Raw genomic sequence first — 17201 nt, 5'->3', positions numbered from 1 at the left:
GATCAGAGCACCGCGTAGTTCAGCAGTGGCTTGACCGTGCCCCACTCCTTGCAGCTCGGGCACTGCCAGTGGTGGGTGCGCGCGCCGAAGCCGCAACGGGTGCAGCGGTAAGCGGGGTTGCGGACCAGCAGCTGGTCGGTGATGTGCTTGAGGTCGTGCAGGGTTGCCGTGGAATCAGCGCCTTCGGCCAGGGTCAGGTCGATCAGCGCCGACTCGCCACGTACCGAAGGACGATCCTTGAGCTGGCGGCCGAGGTAGGCACGGGCCGGGGCCACGCCCTCCTGCTCTTCCATCAGGCGGGTCAGCGCCAGCACCGGGGCGATGCCGCGATAGTGCTCGGTCATTTCCGACAGGAAGGCACGCGCACCGCCGAGGTCACCGACCTTGCGGTAGTTGGCCATCAGCGCCGGCAGCAGCTCGGGCAGGTACTCGGGATCGTTGCGGGCCGCGCGCTCGAACGCGCGCACGGCTGCTTCTGCGTTGCCGGCATCCGTTTCCAGGCGGCCCTCGATGATGCCGGCACGCACCGACATCGCGTCGGCCTGGTAGGCGCGGGCAATCGCCGCCCTCGCCTCTTCCAGCTTGCCGGCACCGCGGAAGCGCTCGGCCAGCTCGCACTCGAACTGGCCGATCAGCTTGCCCATCGGCTCGCCGGTCACGTCCTCGAAGCGGGTGGCATTGTCGATCGCCTTTTCCCAGTCACGCTCGGCCTGGTAAATGCCGATCAGGTGCTTGAGCGCCTGCGGAGCACGCTGGTCCAGCTGTGCCAGTTCGGTGAACACGGTCTCGGCGCGATCCAGCAGGCCGGACTTCATGTAGTCCTCGCCCAGTGCCAGCAGTGCCTGCACGCGCTGCGCGTCGCTCAGGTCGTGGCGGTTGACCAGGCCCTGGTGCAGGCGGATGGCGCGATCGACCTCGCCGCGGCGGCGGAACAGATGACCCAACGCGACCTGGGTCTCGAAGGTTTCCTTGTCCAGCTCGGCGATGTGCAGGAACAGCTCGATGGCCTTGTCCGGCTGCTCGTTGAGCAGGTAGTTCAGGCCGCGGAAATAGGTGCTGGACAGGCGGCTGACCTGGTTGTCACCGTGGCGTTGCCCGCCACGCCGGCCGATCACCCATCCGGCCAATGCGGCCAGGGGAACGAACAGGAAAAACCACAGCCACTCGGTGACGAAATCCATCTTCGGTCAGCGTCCATCAAAAGATTGCGGGGGAACCACCGGCGCCGGCGTGGCGGCAACGGACTTGTTGGCGCGGCGCAGCTGGCTGTAGAGCGGAATGACCACGCTCACCAGCACCAGGCCTGCACCGACGATCACGCCGATCAGCAGCGCGGCAATCAGCGCCACGCCGACGGACGTATTCAATTGGGTGAACAACAGGTTGATCGACATGGCCGTCATGTTGACCGCACCAATGATCAGTCCAAGGATCAGCACCGCCAGCAGCACCAGCAGACGAAAAACCTTCATGCGACAGCTCCAGTGGCAGGAGACCGTAGCTTATCCGACTCGCGGCTCGATTCGCACGCGGTGGCGCGACGGCGGGCTCAGGCCGGATCGGCGTCCAGCGGCAGCACACTGCTGACCCGCTCGCGCAGTTCCTTGCCCGGCTTGAAATGGGGGACGTGCTTGCCCGGAAGGGCCACCGATTCACCGGTCTTCGGGTTGCGACCCAGGCGCGGCGGACGGTAGTGCAGCGAGAAGCTGCCAAAGCCACGGATTTCGATGCGATCCCCGGCAGAGAGGGAACCGCCCATCATTTCCAGCAATGACTTGACCGCCAGATCGACATCATCGGCCTTCAGGTGCGCCTGCCGGCGCGCAAGGATTTCGATCAGTTCGGATTTGGTCATTACCGGCTCACATCAGGGGCATCTCAGCCTGAAACGGCCCGGGCAATGCCCGGGCCGTCCAGGAAACAACGAACAGCGTAAGGCCGATTACTCGGACTTGTTGCCGCTCAGCTGTGCACGCAGCAGCGCGCCCAGCTGGGTGGTGCCGCTGGCAGCCGAAGAGGACTGGTATTCCTCCAGCACTTCGCGCATTTCCGCGTCGTCCTTGGCCTTGATCGACAGCTGCAGGGTACGGCCCTTGCGGTCCATGCCCACGAACTTGGCTTCGACCTTGTCGCCGACCTTCAGGTGCTGGGTGGCGTCGTCAACGCGCTCGTTGGCGATGTCGCGAGCCGAGACGTAACCTTCGATGCCGTCAGCCAGCTCGATGATCGCGCCCTTGGCGTCGACTTCCTTCACCACGCCTTCAACCTTGGAGCCCTTCGGATTGGCAGCCATGTACTGGCCGAACGGATCCTGCTCCAGCTGCTTGACGCCCAGCGAGATGCGCTCACGCTCCGGATCGACAGCCAGGACAACCGCGTCCAGGGTGTCGCCCTTCTTGAAGTTGCGAACGATGTCTTCGCCAGTGGTCGCCCAGCTGATGTCGGACAGGTGAACCAGGCCGTCGATGCCGCCGTCCAGGCCGATGAAGATGCCGAAGTCGGTGATCGACTTGATCTGGCCCGACACCTTGTCACCCTTCTTGTGGGTGGCAGCGAAGGTTTCCCACGGATTGGCGGCAACCTGCTTCATGCCCAGCGAGATGCGGCGACGCTCCTCGTCCACGTCCAGGACCATGACTTCAACTTCGTCACCGACCTGCACGACCTTGGACGGGTTGACGTTCTTGTTGGTCCAATCCATTTCGGAAACGTGCACCAGGCCTTCGACGCCCGGCTCGATCTCGACGAACGCGCCGTAATCGGTGACGTTGGAGACCTTGCCGAAGACGCGGCTGTTGGCCGGGTAACGGCGGGCGATGTTATCCCACGGATCTTCGCCCAGCTGCTTCAGGCCCAGCGAAACGCGGTTGCGCTCGCGGTCGAACTTCAGCACGCGCACGTCCAGCTCGTCGCCGACGTTCACGACTTCGGACGGATGGCGCACGCGCTTCCATGCCATGTCGGTGATGTGCAGCAGGCCGTCGATACCGCCCAGGTCCACGAACGCGCCGTAGTCGGTCAGGTTCTTGACGACACCCTTCAGGATCGCGCCTTCCTGCAGCTTGTCCATCAGCTGCTCGCGCTCTTCCGAGTGCTCGCTTTCGACGACAGCGCGGCGCGAAACCACGACGTTGTTACGCTTGCGGTCCAGCTTGATGAGCTTGAACTCGAGCTCCTTGCCTTCCAGGTAGGCCGGATCGCGCACCGGGCGCACATCGACCAGGGAACCCGGCAGGAAGGCGCGGACATCCTTGATGTCCACGGTGAAACCACCCTTGACCTTGCCGCTGATGCGGCCGGTGATGGTTTCGTTCTTTTCCAACGCTTCTTCCAGCTCGTCCCACACCATCGCGCGCTTGGCCTTCTCGCGCGACAGGACGGTTTCGCCGAAGCCGTTCTCGATCGAGTCGAGGGCGACCTTGACGATGTCGCCTTCGGCGACGTCGATTTCGCCAGCGTCGTTACGGAACTGTTCGATCGGCACGATGCCTTCGGACTTCAGGCCAGCGTTGATCACCACGACGTCGCCGCGGACTTCAACAACGGTACCGCTGACGATGGCGCCCGGCTTCAGCTTGGCCAGGTTGGCCTGGCTGGCTTCAAACAGTTCGGCAAATGATTCGGTCATTAGATTTACTCTGTTGGACACATGGGTCGGTGGCGTCCCCTTCAGGGGAATGGCGACCGCCCGCCTGTTGGTCGACCCCGGAAACGCAGGTCGTGTGTAGTAGGAAAACCGCCACGCATCATTGCGCGACGGAGCTGGTACAGCACTGCTTTGCGCGACCACCACCGGTGTTGCTGGCGGTACTCCCGCGCGAACGGATCAGGCAGCCGGAACCGGAAGCAGATCCATCACTCGGGCAACGACATCATCGATGCCGATGCCTGTGGTGTCGATGAGGACAGCATCGTCTGCCGGCTTCAGGGGCGCCACGGTACGCTGAGCATCACGGGCGTCGCGGGCCATGATCTCGCGCAGGAGGTCATCAAAGTTAACAGAAACCCCCTTGTCTTTCAACTGCTTATGCCGGCGCTCGGCGCGCTCCTCGGCACTGGCGGTCAGAAAGACCTTGTAGGAGGCGTCCGGGAAGATCACCGTGCCCATGTCACGGCCGTCGGCGACCAGGCCCGGCAGTTCCCTGAATGCGCGCTGGCGCTCCTTGAGGGCGGCACGGACCTCCGGAATGGCGGCAATGGCCGAGGCCAGCGCCCCCGTGGTCTCCAGGCGCAGTTCGTCAGTGGCATCGGTCCCGTTCACCATGACCCGCATGGCTTCACCCTGCTCGACAAACTGAACGTGGGTATCGAAGGTGCAGCGGACCAGCGCCGAGGCATCGGAGGTATCGATGTCGGCCCAGCTGGCGGCCACGCCCACTGCCCGGTACAGCGCACCCGAATCCAGGTAATGCCAGCCCATCCGGCGCGCCACAATGCGGCTGATGGTACCCTTGCCAGCCCCTGAAGGGCCGTCGATGGTCAGGACGGGAGCGAGTGGATTCATGGGGTTCCCAGAGCGTGTGAAGGGGTCATTCTAGCCCCTGTCAGACACCCCGAATGGGATCTTTTGTGCAACCACTTGAAACCATGAGGAAAAGCCCGGTAGAATGGCGGGCTTGAACGAGCGTCAACTGCCGATTGTCTTTCGCATATCGCGGCCACGCTCCACCCGAACAACTACTGTTTACGCCGAGGTATGCCATGAAAGTCCTGTCCTCCCTGAAGTCGGCGAAGGCCCGTCACCGTGACTGCAAGGTCGTGCGTCGTCGTGGCAAGATCTTCGTCATCTGCAAGTCGAACCCGCGTTTCAAGGCGCGTCAGCGCTAAGCCTCACAGCCCTCGCGGCTGCGGCTGGCCCTACGCGGGGCCGACCCGATGCAAAAAGCCGCCTTCGGGCGGTTTTTTGTTTATGCGGCTTTTTCCTGCCGTTTTTGCTGTAATCGCCGTTCTTGACCACTGGGGAGTAGTTCGAGATGAAGCGTTACCTGTCCGCCCTGGCCATGCTGGCCACCCTGGCCGTCGCCACACCGGCGCTGGCCGATACCCTGCTTGTCGACCGCGCCCGCGAAAAACCGGCCGGTGCCCTGCCCGTGCGCGGGCAGAGCATGCAGCAGGTGCAGGCGCAGTTCGGTGCGCCGAGCGAGCAGCTGCAGCCGCGTGGTGGGCAGAAGCGCCAATGGCCGACCATCAACCGCTGGGTGTACCCGCAGTTCACCGTCTACTTCGAAAAGCAGAAGGTGATCGACGTGGTGGCCAATCAGGCGGACCCGAACGAAATCGGCCCGAAACCACCGATCCGTTGATCCCATTACCCGCCGTGCGCGGGCCTGTGTAGCGAGACCATGAACCAGACCCTTCGTTTTCCTGCCGAATGGGAAGCCCAGAGCGGCATCCTGATTGCCTGGCCCACCGCCGACACCGACTGGGCCGACCGCCTGGGCCAGGTGGAAGAGACCTACATCGCGCTGGTCGCGGCGATCACCCGCTTCCAGCCGGTGCTGATCTGCGTGGCCGACGACGACGTGGAGACCTATGCCGAGATGCGGCTGCGCTCCAACCGCATCGACATGGACAAGGTCCACTTCACCACGGCGGCCTACGACGATACCTGGCTGCGCGACTCCGGCCCGATCACCCTGCGCCGCGCCGATGGCGGCTTCCAGCTGCTGGACTTCCGCTTCACCGGCTGGGGCGGCAAGTTCGACGCGACCCTGGATGACCAGTTGGTGGGCGTGCTCGACCAGGCCGGCGTGTTCAACGACGCACCGGTGCGCAGCATCCCGTTCGCGCTGGAAGGCGGTGGCATCGAGACCGACGGTGAAGGCACCCTGCTGACTACCTGGAAGTGCCTGCACGAACGCCATCCGGACCGCGACCGGGCAAGCCTGACTGCCGACCTGGCCGATTGGCTGCAGCAGGACCGCGTGCTGTGGCTGGACCACGGCTACCTGGAAGGCGACGACACCGACGCCCACATCGACACCCTCGCCCGCTTCGCCTCGGCCGACAGCATCGTCTACCAGGCCTGCGACGACGAGAGCGATTCGCACTATGCCGAACTGCAGGCAATGGGCAACGAGCTGGCCGCACTGCGCACCAGGGATGGGCAGCCGTACCGCTTGTTCCCGCTGCCGTGGGCACAGCCGGTGATCGACGAAGGCCGCCGCCTGGCTGCCTCGTACGCCAATTACCTGATCGTCAACGGTGCGGTACTGATGCCGGCCTACGGCGATCCGGCTGACGATCTCGCCCGCGACGTGCTGGCGCAGGCGCACCCGGGCCGCGAGATCGTGCAGGTGCCGTGCCGCTCGCTGATCTGGCAGAACGGCAGCCTGCACTGCATCACCATGCAGCTGCCGGAAGGCCTGTTGAAGGCATAAATCGCGCGGTAGCGCCGGGCCATGCCCGGCGAGCGCAGCGGCATCTGGAAAATCCGCCGGGCATGGCCCGGCGCTACCGGTTGCATGCACCCATTCAGCGGCCGACACGCCGCAGCATCCCATCCGCGCTAACATGCAGGTTTTCCCCCGCAGGAACGCCCCGCATGAACTCGCGCAGCCCCCTTACCGTCGCCCTGATCCAGGAGCGCAACCACGGTGATGCCGCCGCCAACCTGGCGGTGATCGAAGCACGCGTGGCCGAGGCGGCTGCCCAGGGTGCCAAGCTGGTGCTGCTGCAGGAACTGCACAACGGCCCGTACTTCTGCCAGCACGAGTCGGTGGACGAGTTCGACCTGGCCGAGCCGATTCCGGGCCCGAGCACCGAGCGCCTGGGCGCGCTGGCGAAGAAGCACGGCGTGGTGCTGGTCGGCTCGCTGTTCGAGCGCCGTGCTGCCGGCCTGTACCACAACACCGCGGTGGTGTTCGAGAAGGACGGCACCCTGCTCGGCAAGTACCGCAAGATGCATATTCCGGACGACCCGGGCTTCTACGAGAAGTTCTACTTCACCCCGGGCGACATCGGTTTCAAGCCGATCGATACCTCGGTGGGTCGCCTCGGCGTGCTGGTGTGCTGGGACCAGTGGTACCCGGAAGCGGCACGCCTGATGGCGCTGGCCGGCGCCGAGCTGCTGCTGTACCCGACCGCGATCGGCTGGGACCCGGACGACGTGCAGGACGAGAAAACCCGCCAGCGCGACGCCTGGGTGCTGAGCCACCGCGGCCACGCCGTGGCCAACGGCCTGCCGGTGCTGAGCTGCAACCGCGTCGGTCACGAAGCCTCGCCGCTGGGTGCTTCGGGCATCCAGTTCTGGGGCAACAGCCACGTGCTCGGCCCGCAGGGCGAATTCCTGGCCGAAGCCGGCACCGACGCCACCGTGCTGCTGTGCGATGTCGACCTGCAGCGCAGCGAGCACGTGCGCCGCATCTGGCCGTTCCTGCGCGATCGCCGCATCGATGCATACGGCGACCTGCTCAAGCGCTACATCGACTGAGCCGGAGCCCGCGCATGGCCGTCCTCATCCGTGATGCCGGCCCGGCCGACATCGACGCGATCACCGCGATCTATGCGGTGGAAGTGACCGACTTCGTCAACACCTACGAGTACGACATCCCCGACGCGTCCGAGATGCTGCGCCGCATGCGCGACATCATCGACCGTGGCTTCCCCTACCTGGTCGCCGAGATCGACGGCCAGGTGGCCGGCTATGCCTACGCCAACACCTACCGCACCCGCATCGCCTACCAGTGGACCGTGGAAAATTCGGTCTACGTCGATGCCCGCTTCCAGGGCCAGGGCGTGGGCACTGGCCTGCTCCAGGCCCTCATCGACGCCTGCGTGGCGCGTGGCTACCGGCAGATGGTGGCGGTGATCGGGGAGCCGACCAATGCCGCCTCCATCAAGCTGCACGAACGCTTCGGCTTCGAGCTGGTGGGTGTGTTCCGTGGCCTCGGCCGCAAGCACGGCCGCTGGCTGGATACCGTGCAGATGCAGCGCGCGCTCGGCGATGGCGCCGACACCGCACCTTCCAATGAATGAATCCATGACTGAAACCCTTCCTGACACCGGCGACGACCTGTTCGCCGGCCAGCCGGTACGCATCGTTGAACGCGACGGCGTGCGCTACACCCTGCTCGGCACCGCGCACGTTTCCCGCGCCAGCGTCGAAGCGGTGGAAAAAGCGATCGACAGTGGCCGCTTCGACGCGGTGGCCGTCGAGCTCGATCCGCAGCGCCTGCAGGCCCTGAGCGACCCGGACACGCTGGCCAAGCTCGACCTGGTCGAGGTGATCCGCAAGGGCCGCGTCGCCCTGTTCGCCGCCAACCTGGCGCTGTCCGCCTACCAGCGGCGCCTGGCAGAACAGCTCGACATCGAGCCGGGTGCCGAACTCAAACGCGCGGTGGAGTTGGCCCGCGAGCGCGATCTGCCGGTGCACCTGATCGACCGTGAAGTCGGCCTGACCTTCCGCCGTGCATCGCAGCGGCTGGGCTTCTTCGGCAAGCTGAAGCTGGTCGCTGGGCTTGGCGCCGGCCTGTTCTCGTCGGAGGAAGTGGGCGAGAACGAGATCGAGAAGCTCAAGCAGGGCGACATGCTGGAGTCGAGCTTCGGCGAGTTCGCCAGCGAGAGCCCGGCGCTGTACGAGACCATCATCGGCGAGCGCGACCGCTACATGGCCACGCGCCTGCGCGAAGCGCACGACCCGCAGCAGCGCGAAGTGCTGGCGGTGGTCGGTGCCGGTCACCTGGCCGGGCTGGCACGCTATCTGGAAACCGACACCGAGGCACCGGCACCGCTGCGCGCCGAGCTGGAATCGGTGCCGAAGAAGCGCAACATCCCGTGGTTCACGCTGGGCATCCTGGCCATCGTAGCGACCGGCATCGGCGTGGGCTTCTATCGCGGCGGGCTGGGTGTGGGCACCGAGCTGCTGGCGACCTGGGCGATGTACACCGGCGGCCTGGCCGGCCTGGGCTGCCTGCTGGCCGGTGGCCATCCGCTGAGCATCCTGACCGCGATTGCGGTAGCGCCGTTCAAACCGTTCCGCTTGAGCATTCCGACCGGCGCGTTCTCGGCGCTGGTGGAAGCACGCCTGCGCAAGCCGGCGTACGAGGACTTCCTGAAACTGCGCGACGATGCGCAGAGCCTGAAGGGCTGGTACCGCAACCGCGTCACCCGCGTGGTGCTGACCTTCATGCTGACCAACCTGGGCAGCATGCTCGGCCTGTGGCTGACCACGTTCAAGGTGTGGGGCAAGGTGGCGGGCTGATGGTCCCGCCGGGCATGGCCCGGCGCTACCGGTAGGTGCCAACCTTGGTTGGCACAGCATTTCCGAGAGGCACTGATGGGGTAGCGCCGGGCCATGCCCGGCGAAAAAATGGGGGGAGACCGCCCCACTACGACCGGCCTCCCCCCACACCACAACACGCTGTCGTGCATTACAGCCGGGCAGCGCCCGGCTCTACCATCTCCAGACCGCGCGCACGCCGGATCAGTCGTGTGACCGCACTGCGCAGGTCATCCAGCACCGCGTAGATGGTCGGCAGGAACAGCAGGCTGACCACCGTCGAGAACGCCAGGCCGCCGGCAATCGCGCGCGCCATCGGCGCGTACTCCGGGCCATTGCCGAACATCTGCGTGTTGGTCAGCGAGATCGGCACCATCGCCAGGATCGCCGTGCCCATGGTCATCATGATCGGCCGCAAGCGCTCGCGTGAGCCCTCCACCAGCGCCTGGGTGCGTCCCATGCCGCCGCGCCGCAGATTGTTGATGTGCTCGATCATCACGATGCCGTTGTTCACCACCACGCCCATCAGCACCAGGATGCCGATGAAGGACATGATTCCGAACGAGGTACCGGTGATCCAGAACAGCCAGAACACGCCGAAGATCGAGAACAGCACCCCACTCATGATCGCCGCCGGGAACAACAGCGACTCGAATACTGCGGCCATCACCACGTAGATCATCACCAGTGCGATGAGCAGGTTGAACACCATCTGCTGCATCGCTTCGTCGTCGTTGCCGTAGTCGCCGCCATCGAAGGTGAAGCCATAGCCGGCCGGGAAGTTCATTGGCTTGAGCACCGATTCCATCGCCTTGCGACCATCCGACGCAGTGATCTTCTCGGCCAGGTTGGCCTTGATGGTCAACGTGGTCTGGCGGTTGGTACGGCCGATCTGGGTGGCCGACGAACCGACGTCGACACTGACCAGGCTCAGCAGCGGCACGCTGCGGCCATCGCCGGTACGTACGCTGAAGCCGGCCAGATCCTCGGGGCTGCTCTGTTCGGCACCGGCGAAGCGCACCCATACCGGTACTTCGTTGTCACCACGACGGAACTCGCGCATCGGCGCACCGCGCAGTGCGAGGCCGACGAAGCTGGCCACCTGCTCGGCATTGAAGCCGAACGCCGCAGCGCGCTCGCGGTCAACGCGCACCTTCAGTTCACCGCCCTTCTCGCCGTTGTCGATGCGCACGTCGCGCAGCTCGGCACGCTGGGCCAGCAGCGGCACCACTTCCTGGCCGATCTCCTGCAGCATCGAACTGGAGTCGCCGACCAGCTGCACCTGTACGCCCTGATTGCCACCACCGCCGCCGTCGCCCCCTTGGTTGCCGACGAAATAATCGGTGCGGGCCGACTTCGGCAGCCCCTTGCGCAGCTCTTCCTGCAGCGCTTTGATGTCCTTGGCGTACTTCTCGTCGAGGGTGACCACGGTCGAGCTGCCTTCCTGCTCGCTGTACCAGGAGTACACCTGCTTCACGTGCAGGCGTTCGCGGTTCTGGTCGATCCAGCTCTCCACCCGTGCCACTTCCTCGGACATCTGCCGGTAGGTATAGGCGCCCTTCCACATGTAGCCGATGAAGATGTCCTTGCCGCCTTCGCCGCCGAACATATCGATCTTGGTCAGCTTCATCGGCACCAGGCTGACCAGCACCACCAGCAGGATGCCGAGCAGGCTCCAGCCGCGGTGGCGCAGTGACCAGTCCAGCAGCTGTGCGTAACGGCGCTGCAGGCGCGCGATCAGGCCGGTCTTCGAATGCACCAGCTTTGGCGTGGTCATGCGCGCGGACAGCATCGGGATCAGGCTGACCGCAACCAGCCAGGAGGCCAGCAGCGAGACCGAGATGGTGATCGCGATCTGCGCCATGAAGATGCTGATGTTGTTGGTCTCGCCGAACAGGTTCGGCACGAATACGATGCAATGGCACAGGGTACCGGCGCTGAGCGCGATGGCCACGTTGCGGGTGCCGATGATCGAGGCCAGCCGTGGCTGGCCGGGCATGCGCTCGCGCTCCTGGTAGATGCTCTCCACCACCACCACGGCGTTGTCGACCAGCATGCCGACCGCCAGCAGCAGGCCCATCATGGTCAGGATGTTAAGCGTCACGCCAACGAAGTACATGAAGCCCAGGGTGATGGTGAAGCAGATCGGAATGGCCAGGGTCACCATCAGCGTGGATGGCCAGTGGCGCAGGAAGAAGAACAGCACGGTCACCGACAGGATCAGGCCGACGCCACCTGCCTCGGCCAGTTCCAGCAACGAGGAGGTCACCGCCTTGCCCTGGTTGTCGATCACCTTGATCTGCACGTCGCGCATCGACGCCTCCGCGCGGATCGCCTCGACCTCGGCCAGTGCCGCGCGCGAAACCTCCACCAGATTGGCGCTGCGCTCCTTGAAGATGTCCAGGCCGACCGCCGGGTTGCCGTCCAGGCGGCGCCCATAGCTCATCCGCGCCGGCTTCAACCGTATCTCGGCGATATCACCCAGGCGCAGGCCCTTGGCGTTGATCACCAGGTCGCGCATTTCCTGCAGGTCAGTGATTTCGCCCACCGGCTGCACGCGTACGCGCTGGCCGTTGTCGTCGATCTGCCCGGCCGAGATCGAGAAATTCAGCGTGCGCAGGCGCTCGCTCAGCTCGTTGATGCTCAGCCCGTGCGCGTTGAGCCGGTTCGGATCGATGGCGATCTCCACCTCGTTCGGCGGCGCGCCGGTGATGTCGACGCGGGCCACGCCGGGAATGCGCTCGATGCGCCGCTTGAACTCGCGGTCGAGCATGTCATAGGCAGTGGTCAGATCGGTGGTACTGGCCAGGCGCACCTTCAGCACCGGCTGGTCACTGCTGGACCACTTGAACACGTTGTAGCGCTGCAGGTCGTCGGGCAGGTCGCTGCGGATCGCATCGATGCGCTCGCGCGCATCGGAGGCGGCAATCGCAATGTCACGATCCCAGTCACTGAACTCGATGTAGATCAGCGCTGCCTCGGAGGTGGCCGACGAGCGCATGCGCTTGATGCCGGTCATCGTCGCCAGCGATTCCTCCACCGGGCGGATGATGGTCCGCTCCACTTCCTCCGGTGTCGAGCCGGTGTACGGGATCTGCACGAACAGGAACGGTGCCGAGATGTCCGGCAATGCTTCCAGCGGCAGCCGGAACGAGGCGATCAGGCCGATCACCACCAGCGACACGAAACACATGATGGTGGTGACCGGACGGCGGATGGAGAACTCGGCAACACTCATGCCGGTTCCTCCGCACCCGCCGCGTTGCCCGCTGCACCCGGCTCGATCTCACCGGCATGCTTGCGGCCACGTTCGCGGTAATACGCATCGCCGCGACGGTCCATCAGGTCATACACCACCGGAATGACCAGCAGGGTCAGCAGGGTCGACACCAGCAGGCCGCCGATCACGGTGATCGCCATCGGTGCGCGCACCTCGGCGCCCTCGCCCATCGCCACCGCCAGCGGCAGGAAGCCGAACAGCGTGCACAGGGTGGTCATGATGATCGGGCGCAGGCGCGAGCGCGCACCTTCCACCAGCGCCTCGAGCTTGGCCACGCCAGCCTCGCGCAGCTGGTTGACCTTGTCGATCAGGATGATCGCGTTCTTGGTGACCAGGCCGACCAGCAGGATCAGGCCGATGAACACCACCACCGAGATGGGCTTGCCGGTCAGCATCAGCGCCAGGATCGCGCCGACCAGCGCCAGCGGGATGGTGAACAGGATCACGAACGGATGCAGCAGCGACTCGAACTGCGAAGCCATCACCAGGTAGACCAGGAAGATCGCCAGGCCGAAGGCGAAGATCAGCGACTTCGCCGCCTGGGCCAGCTCCTCACCCTGGCCACCGATGTGCAGGCCGACGCCCGCGCCCAGCGGCTGTTCTGACACCATCTGCTGCACTTCGCGCATGGCCGCGCCAAGATCGATGTCGCGCAGGTTGGCCGACACCACCGCCACCCGTGTCTGGTCGGCGCGATGGATCTCGCTGGGACCGGTGGTGGCCACCACCTCGGCCACCGCGTCCAGTGTCACCGGGCGGGTGCTGCCGGGATTGACGATCAGCCGGCGGATGCTCTCCACGCTGGCGCGGTCGCCTTCCTGCGCACGCACCAGCACATCGATCTTGCGGTCACGGAAGCTGTAGCGTGTCGCCACGTCGCCGCGCACCTTCTTCACCACCACATCGGCGATCTGGCGCGTGGTCAGACCGAGCGCACCGGCGCGTTCCTGATCGAAGCGGATCTGGATTTCCGGGAAGCCCTCTTCCACCGTCGACTTCACATCGGCGTAGTGCGCGTTGCCGCGCAGCATCGCCGCCAGGCGCTGGCCGGCCACTTCCAGGGTTGCCATGTCCTGCCCGCGCAACTCGATTTCCAGCGGCGTGGAGAAGCTGAACAACGCCGGCCGCGCGAAATCGACCTGTGCACCCGGATGCTGGCCCATGGTGTCACGCAGGCGCTCGGTGATCTCGGCCTCGGTGCGTGCATTGCCTCCGCCTTCCATCACCACGGTCAGCTTGCCGATGTTCTCGCCGCTCTCGGTGGGGCTGGCATCCAGGCGGGTGCCGCTGCCGCTGACACCGTACAGCGACGCCACGCCTTCGCCCTTGCCGTGTGCCAGCTGCAGCTCGCGCACCAGTGCATCGGTCTGCTTCAGCGGCGTGCCGGCCGGCAGCTTCACCGTCATCTCGAAACGGTCCTGCGCCAGCTGCGGGATCAGGTCGGCACCGAGCATCGGCACCAGCGCCATGGTCGCCACGAAGATGATCGAGGCAACGCCCAATACCTTGCCCGGATGCGCCAGTGCGCTCGGCAGCAGGCGCAGGTAGCCACGCTCGGCACCGGCATAGGGCTTCATTGCCAGATCGCTGGCCTTGCGCATCACCGGACCCACCACGGCCACCACGCCACGCCACACCCGCACCACCAGCCAGGCCAGTGCGTAGAAGCTGCGGCGCGCGGTCGCGACCACGCCACGGCGGCCCAGCGCGACCGGCTTCTGCCAGCGGCTCTGCGGCTGCCACGGTGCGTTCTGCGCTTCTTCCGGGAACGCCAGCGGCGGGCGCCCCTTCAGCGAGCTCAGCATCGGGATCAGGGTCATCGACACCAGCAGCGAGATCGCGATGGCGATCGCCACGGTCAATGCCTGGTCGCGGAACAGCTGGCCGGCGATGCCCTCGACGAACACCAGCGGCAGGAACACCGCGATGGTGGTCAGGGTGGAGGCGACCACCGCCATGCTCACTTCGCGGGTACCGACGATCGCCGCCTGCAGGATGCCCAGGCCACGCTCACGCGCCTTGGCAATGCTTTCCAGCACCACGATCGAGTCATCCACCACCAGGCCGGTGGCCAGTGCCAGGCCGCCCAGTGACATCACGTTCAAGCTGAGGCCGAGCTGGCCCATGAAGAAGAACGTGGCGATGATCGAGACCGGCAGCGACAGGCTGATCACGAACGTGCTCCAGCCATCACGCAGGAACAGGAAGATGATCAGGATCGCCAGCAGGCCACCGATCACTGCATCCTTCTTGACGTCGGCAATGGCGTGCTCGATGAAGCGCGACTGGTCCTCGATGGTGGTCATCTCCACATCGGAGGGGAACGTGCCCTTGATCTGCTCCAGGCGCTTGCGCAGCGCTTCGGCGGTGGACACGGTGTTGGCGTCGCCTTCCTTGTAGATCGCCAGTTCCACCGATTCCTTGCCGCCGAGGCGGATCACCGCTTCACGCTCCTTGTAACCCTGGCGCACGGTGGCCACGTCCTTCAGGCGCACCGGCACACCGTTGGCAACCACGCTGGAGCCACCACCGGACGATGCGCTCTGCGCCGCCGACGCCGCCGCGATGGCCGCCGCCGAACCGGTCGACGCGGCGATGTTGAACATCTGCTGCAACGCCGAGTCAGCCGCGCTGCCGTTCGACGCCTGGGTGGTGACCAGCAGGTTGCGGATCTCTTCCAGATCGGCGAACTGGTTGACGGTACGCACCAGGAAGCGCTGTGAACCCTCCTCCAGGCGGCCGCCGGAGATGTTGATGTTCTCGTCCTTCAGGCGCTTGATGACGGTGTCGATCGGCAGGTTCAGCTGGGCCAGCTTCTGCTGGTCGATGTCGACCTGGATCTCGTCCTCCAGACCACCACCGACCTTGACTGCCGCCACGCCGCTGACCGGCTCCAGCTTCTTCTTCAGGTCTTCATCGGCGTAGCGGCGCAGGCCGGTCAGCTCGCGGACCGCATCGGCATCGCTGGTCGGCGCTGCCTTGTTCGACAGCACCAGGCGCATGATCGGCTCGGTGGACGGATTGAAGCGCAGCAGCACCGGTGCCTTGGCCTCCAGTGGCAGGTTAAGCGCTTCCATCTTGTCGCGCACTTCCAGGCTGGCCTGGTCCATGTTGGTGCCCCAGGCGAACTCCAGCACCACATCGCTCTGGCCGGTGCGCGAGACCGATTTCAGCTTGCGCAGGTTCTTGACCACGCCCACGGCCTCTTCGACCGGCTGGGTGATCAGGGTTTCGATTTCGGTCGGTGCCGCACCGGTGTACTCGGTGCGCACGGTCAGCGTCGGGTAGCTCAGGTCCGGCAGCAGGTTGACCTTGAGGTTACCGAGGGCGATCACGCCGAACAGCAGCAGGGTGACCGTGCACATGGCGATGGTCACGCGGCGACGGGTGGCGAATTCCACAAGTCCGCCGCGCATGCCGGCGGCGGCGCCGTCGCTCGCCGGCGAGGCACCGTGGTCGTGGCCCGGGGCGGTCATTGCTTGCTCCCGGCCTTGTCTGCCGGCTTGGCGGCCGCTGCGACCGTCTTCGCCTTTGCCTTCGGATCGGCGATCACCTGCACTGCGGTGCCGTCGCGCAGGGCGACCTTGCCGGCGGTGACCACCTGATCACCGGCCGCCAGGCCATCACGGATCTCCACCCACGGGCCCTCGGCGTAACCCAGCTTGACCGGAACGCGTGCGACCTTGCCTTCGCGCACCCGGAACACCGCCGGTTCACCGTCGTCGAGCAGCGCCAGGCGCGGCACCACGAGCGCATCGGCACGCTGGTCGTAATCGATGCGGATGCGCCCGAACATGCCGGGCTGCAGCGCGTGCGCGGCGCCGTCGAAGGCGCTGACCACGCGAAACGTGCCACTGCCCGAATCCACCACCGGTGCGATGCGATCGACCGTGCCGGTGAAGCTCTGGCCCGGCAGCGCGTCGGCGGCCAGCGTCACCGGCTGGCCAGCGCGCAGGGTGGCCAGCTCGCGCTCGGGCACGTTGAGGGTGGCTTCCAGCCGCGAGTTGTCGACGATGCGGAAGATCGGCGTGTTGATCTGCACGAAGTTGCCGGTCTTGATCGAGCGCGAGGCGATCACGCCGGAGATCGGCGCCACCACCGTGGTGTAGGACAGTTCCAGCGTGGCCAGGCGGTACTGCGCGCGGACGTTTTCCAGGTCGTAACGCAGCTGGTCGACATCGGCGGCGCTGACCATCTGCTGGCCCACCAGTTTCTGCGCGCGCTGGTAGTTGTTTTCCAGCTTGCGCATCTGCGCTTCGCTCTGTGCCACGGCCAGGCGCGCGCGGTCCGGGTCCAGACGCACCAGCGGCTGGCCGGCGCTGACCCGCTGGCCTTCTTCGACCAGCACCGCCAGCGCCACGCCGGAGGTCTTGGCGACCACCTGCGATTCGGCGCGCGGCTCCAGCGCAGCGGTGCCGGTGTAGCTGGCGGCGACCGCGCGATGGCTCGCCACGGCCACCTCGACCGGAACCGCGTCGACCTTCTTCTCCTCCTTGGTCTCGGCGGCCTTGGCTTCGGAATTGGGCCCTGCGGCGCAACCGCCCAGCAGCAGGGAGATGGAGATCAGCAGTGCGGCAGCGCAGATTCCGCTGCGACGGCCGGACAGGAAGGTTGGGTGCGACATCGTCAGATCCCTGGAGGATGCGTGGACAGGTGTGGTAGCAAAGTAATGCACCACTTCACGGCCACACCATATCCCAA

14 protein-coding genes are annotated in these 17201 nt (G+C 65.7%); 6 read left to right on the top strand and 8 right to left on the bottom strand.

Going from position 1 to position 17201, the window contains the following annotated elements:
* Window positions 1–2 precede the first annotated feature (2 nt).
* From lapB to cmk, 5 genes are all read right to left on the bottom strand, one after another.
* Window positions 3–1181 carry a lipopolysaccharide assembly protein LapB gene (gene lapB, locus AC0Z6F_RS03745; protein WP_012510791.1) on the bottom strand — a complete coding sequence of 393 codons (1179 nt, stop codon included), beginning with the start codon at window positions 1179–1181 and terminating at the stop codon, window positions 3–5.
* A gap of 6 nt (window positions 1182–1187) precedes the next feature.
* Window positions 1188–1472, bottom strand: a complete 285-nt coding sequence (locus AC0Z6F_RS03740) for a LapA family protein (RefSeq protein ID WP_006361595.1) — start codon at window positions 1470–1472, stop codon at window positions 1188–1190.
* Window positions 1473–1549: 77 nt separating this feature from the next.
* Window positions 1550–1855: an integration host factor subunit beta gene (locus AC0Z6F_RS03735; RefSeq protein ID WP_005409286.1), complete on the bottom strand. Its 306-nt coding sequence runs from the start codon at window positions 1853–1855 to the stop codon at window positions 1550–1552.
* Window positions 1856–1942: 87 nt separating this feature from the next.
* Entirely contained in the window at window positions 1943–3628 is a 1686-nt protein-coding gene (gene rpsA / locus AC0Z6F_RS03730; RefSeq protein WP_012510790.1) for a 30S ribosomal protein S1, read from the bottom strand.
* 198 nt (window positions 3629–3826) lie between these two features.
* Entirely contained in the window at window positions 3827–4504 is a 678-nt protein-coding gene (gene cmk, locus AC0Z6F_RS03725) for a (d)CMP kinase (protein WP_006361472.1), read from the bottom strand.
* Between the two features lie 197 nt (window positions 4505–4701).
* On the opposite strand from cmk, the gene ykgO reads away from it, so the two are divergent.
* From ykgO to AC0Z6F_RS03695, 6 genes are all read left to right on the top strand, one after another.
* Complete coding sequence (gene ykgO / locus AC0Z6F_RS03720; protein ID WP_005409283.1) at window positions 4702–4827, top strand: type B 50S ribosomal protein L36; 126 nt, start codon at window positions 4702–4704, stop codon at window positions 4825–4827.
* A 146-nt stretch (window positions 4828–4973) separates the two neighbouring features.
* Window positions 4974–5303: a hypothetical protein gene (locus tag AC0Z6F_RS03715; RefSeq protein ID WP_485616688.1), complete on the top strand. Its 330-nt coding sequence runs from the start codon at window positions 4974–4976 to the stop codon at window positions 5301–5303.
* Between the two features lie 39 nt (window positions 5304–5342).
* Window positions 5343–6380 carry an agmatine deiminase family protein gene (locus tag AC0Z6F_RS03710; protein ID WP_485616689.1) on the top strand — a complete coding sequence of 346 codons (1038 nt, stop codon included), beginning with the start codon at window positions 5343–5345 and terminating at the stop codon, window positions 6378–6380.
* Between the two features lie 164 nt (window positions 6381–6544).
* Window positions 6545–7432, top strand: a complete 888-nt coding sequence (locus AC0Z6F_RS03705; protein WP_005409280.1) for a carbon-nitrogen hydrolase — start codon at window positions 6545–6547, stop codon at window positions 7430–7432.
* A 14-nt stretch (window positions 7433–7446) separates the two neighbouring features.
* On the top strand, window positions 7447–7977 hold the full coding sequence (locus tag AC0Z6F_RS03700; RefSeq protein ID WP_134951181.1) for a GNAT family N-acetyltransferase: 531 nt from the start codon (window positions 7447–7449) through the stop codon (window positions 7975–7977).
* A 4-nt stretch (window positions 7978–7981) separates the two neighbouring features.
* Window positions 7982–9202, top strand: coding sequence for a TraB/GumN family protein (locus tag AC0Z6F_RS03695; RefSeq protein WP_087943700.1), 1221 nt, complete (start codon window positions 7982–7984; stop codon window positions 9200–9202).
* Window positions 9203–9371: 169 nt separating this feature from the next.
* Here AC0Z6F_RS03695 and AC0Z6F_RS03690 read toward each other — a convergent pair whose 3' ends face one another.
* The 3 genes from AC0Z6F_RS03690 to AC0Z6F_RS03680 are packed head-to-tail and all read right to left on the bottom strand — an operon-like array spanning window position 9372 to window position 17124.
* Entirely contained in the window at window positions 9372–12458 is a 3087-nt protein-coding gene (locus tag AC0Z6F_RS03690; RefSeq protein ID WP_485616690.1) for an efflux RND transporter permease subunit, read from the bottom strand.
* A complete protein-coding gene (locus tag AC0Z6F_RS03685; protein ID WP_485616691.1) occupies window positions 12455–15976 on the bottom strand; it encodes an efflux RND transporter permease subunit in 3522 nt (1173 codons plus the stop codon). Before AC0Z6F_RS03685 ends, AC0Z6F_RS03690 begins: the two co-directional genes overlap by 4 nt.
* On the bottom strand, window positions 15973–17124 hold the full coding sequence (locus tag AC0Z6F_RS03680; protein ID WP_485616692.1) for an efflux RND transporter periplasmic adaptor subunit: 1152 nt from the start codon (window positions 17122–17124) through the stop codon (window positions 15973–15975). Before AC0Z6F_RS03680 ends, AC0Z6F_RS03685 begins: the two co-directional genes overlap by 4 nt.
* Between the last annotated feature and the right edge of the window lie 77 nt (window positions 17125–17201).

It is taken from the genome of Stenotrophomonas sp. 1L-E-5-B-C3, from assembly GCF_057292075.1.
The sequence above is the reverse complement of the archived record's forward strand: the minus strand, read 5'-3'. Positions and strand labels throughout refer to the sequence as shown.

Bases quoted from the DNA above. Each gene is read 5' to 3' on its own strand.
- lapB (WP_012510791.1), bottom strand. From the start codon at position 1,181: ATGGATTTCGTCACCGAGTGGCTGTGGTTTTTCCTGTTCGTTCCCCTG.
- AC0Z6F_RS03740 (WP_006361595.1), bottom strand. From the start codon at position 1,472: ATGAAGGTTTTTCGTCTGCTGGTGCTGCTGGCGGTGCTGATCCTTGGA.
- AC0Z6F_RS03735 (WP_005409286.1), bottom strand. From the start codon at position 1,855: ATGACCAAATCCGAACTGATCGAAATCCTTGCGCGCCGGCAGGCGCAC.
- rpsA (WP_012510790.1), bottom strand. From the start codon at position 3,628: ATGACCGAATCATTTGCCGAACTGTTTGAAGCCAGCCAGGCCAACCTG.
- cmk (WP_006361472.1), bottom strand. From the start codon at position 4,504: ATGAATCCACTCGCTCCCGTCCTGACCATCGACGGCCCTTCAGGGGCT.
- ykgO (WP_005409283.1), top strand. From the start codon at position 4,702: ATGAAAGTCCTGTCCTCCCTGAAGTCGGCGAAGGCCCGTCACCGTGAC.
- AC0Z6F_RS03715 (WP_485616688.1), top strand. From the start codon at position 4,974: ATGAAGCGTTACCTGTCCGCCCTGGCCATGCTGGCCACCCTGGCCGTC.
- AC0Z6F_RS03710 (WP_485616689.1), top strand. From the start codon at position 5,343: ATGAACCAGACCCTTCGTTTTCCTGCCGAATGGGAAGCCCAGAGCGGC.
- AC0Z6F_RS03705 (WP_005409280.1), top strand. From the start codon at position 6,545: ATGAACTCGCGCAGCCCCCTTACCGTCGCCCTGATCCAGGAGCGCAAC.
- AC0Z6F_RS03700 (WP_134951181.1), top strand. From the start codon at position 7,447: ATGGCCGTCCTCATCCGTGATGCCGGCCCGGCCGACATCGACGCGATC.
- AC0Z6F_RS03695 (WP_087943700.1), top strand. From the start codon at position 7,982: ATGACTGAAACCCTTCCTGACACCGGCGACGACCTGTTCGCCGGCCAG.
- AC0Z6F_RS03690 (WP_485616690.1), bottom strand. From the start codon at position 12,458: ATGAGTGTTGCCGAGTTCTCCATCCGCCGTCCGGTCACCACCATCATG.
- AC0Z6F_RS03685 (WP_485616691.1), bottom strand. From the start codon at position 15,976: ATGACCGCCCCGGGCCACGACCACGGTGCCTCGCCGGCGAGCGACGGC.
- AC0Z6F_RS03680 (WP_485616692.1), bottom strand. From the start codon at position 17,124: ATGTCGCACCCAACCTTCCTGTCCGGCCGTCGCAGCGGAATCTGCGCT.